Origin of the sequence: Buttiauxella izardii (assembly GCF_003601925.1) — a bacterium.
Lineage (GTDB): Bacteria > Pseudomonadota > Gammaproteobacteria > Enterobacterales > Enterobacteriaceae > Buttiauxella > Buttiauxella izardii.
In genome coordinates this window covers 1-982 of the sequence record NZ_QZWH01000084.1, presented here as the reverse complement: position 1 = coordinate 982, position 982 = coordinate 1, and the positions used below count along the sequence as shown (strand labels likewise).

Here is a 982-nt window from a genome sequence, read left to right as displayed (position 1 = left end):
TGGCAAGGTACGGGTCGTACTGGGTAATACCCCCGGTAATGAACCCCTTCTAAAGAACAGACGACCTGGCAGCAATGCTGGACGTTTACCACATGTTATGTGGTTGATTACAAAGACGGGATGAGATTCCAAATGGGAAAGATTAAAGGCTTGCGTTGGTACATGATAGCTCTGGTAACCATGGGTACCATACTGGGTTATCTGACTCGTAACACAATTGCAGCGGCAGCACCTACGCTGATGCAAGAGTTGCATATTTCCACACAGCAATATTCCTACATTATCGCCGCCTATTCAGCTTGCTACACCATCATGCAGCCTGTTGCGGGTTATGCGCTTGATGTGTTGGGTACAAAAGTCGGTTACGCCTTCTTCGCTGTCGCCTGGGCAATTTTCTGCGGTGCAACTGCGCTGGCAGGGAGCTGGGGCGGCCTGGCTATCGCTCGTGGTGCCGTCGGTGCCGCTGAAGCAGCCATGATTCCTGCGGGCCTGAAAGCCAGTAGCGAATGGTTCCCGGCTAAAGAGCGTTCTATCGCGGTAGGTTACTTCAACGTCGGTTCGTCTATCGGCGGCATGATTGCTCCACCATTAGTGGTCTGGGCGATTGTGATGCACAGCTGGCAGATGGCGTTCATCATCTCTGGTGTCCTGAGCTTTGCATGGGCAATGTGCTGGTTGATTTTCTACAAACACCCGCGCGACCAGAAACGTCTTTCCGAAGAAGAACGTGAATACATCATTGGCGGTCAGGCAACATGGAAGAGTTGTTTGGTGAAGTCATGGTTCCGACTGAAGAAGTCGTCGAAATCCGTGGTGGCCAACGTCGCAAAAGCGAGCGTAAATTCTTCCCGGGCTATGTTCTGGTCCAGATGGTTATGAACGACGCGAGCTGGCACTTAGTGCGTAGCGTTCCGCGCGTAATGGGATTCATTGGCGGTACTTCTGACCGTCCTGCTCCAATCAGCGATAAAGAAGTTGATGC

The 982-nt window shown here is 52.0% G+C and carries 2 pseudogenes; both read left to right on the top strand.

Annotated elements, in window-relative coordinates:
* Positions 1-132 precede the first annotated feature (132 nt).
* Positions 133-750: pseudogene (locus tag D6029_RS22325) on the top strand (MFS transporter); the annotation flags it as partial.
* A pseudogene (locus D6029_RS22320) lies at positions 738-982 on the top strand (transcription termination/antitermination NusG family protein); the annotation flags it as partial. The pseudogenes D6029_RS22325 and D6029_RS22320, both read left to right, overlap by 13 nt.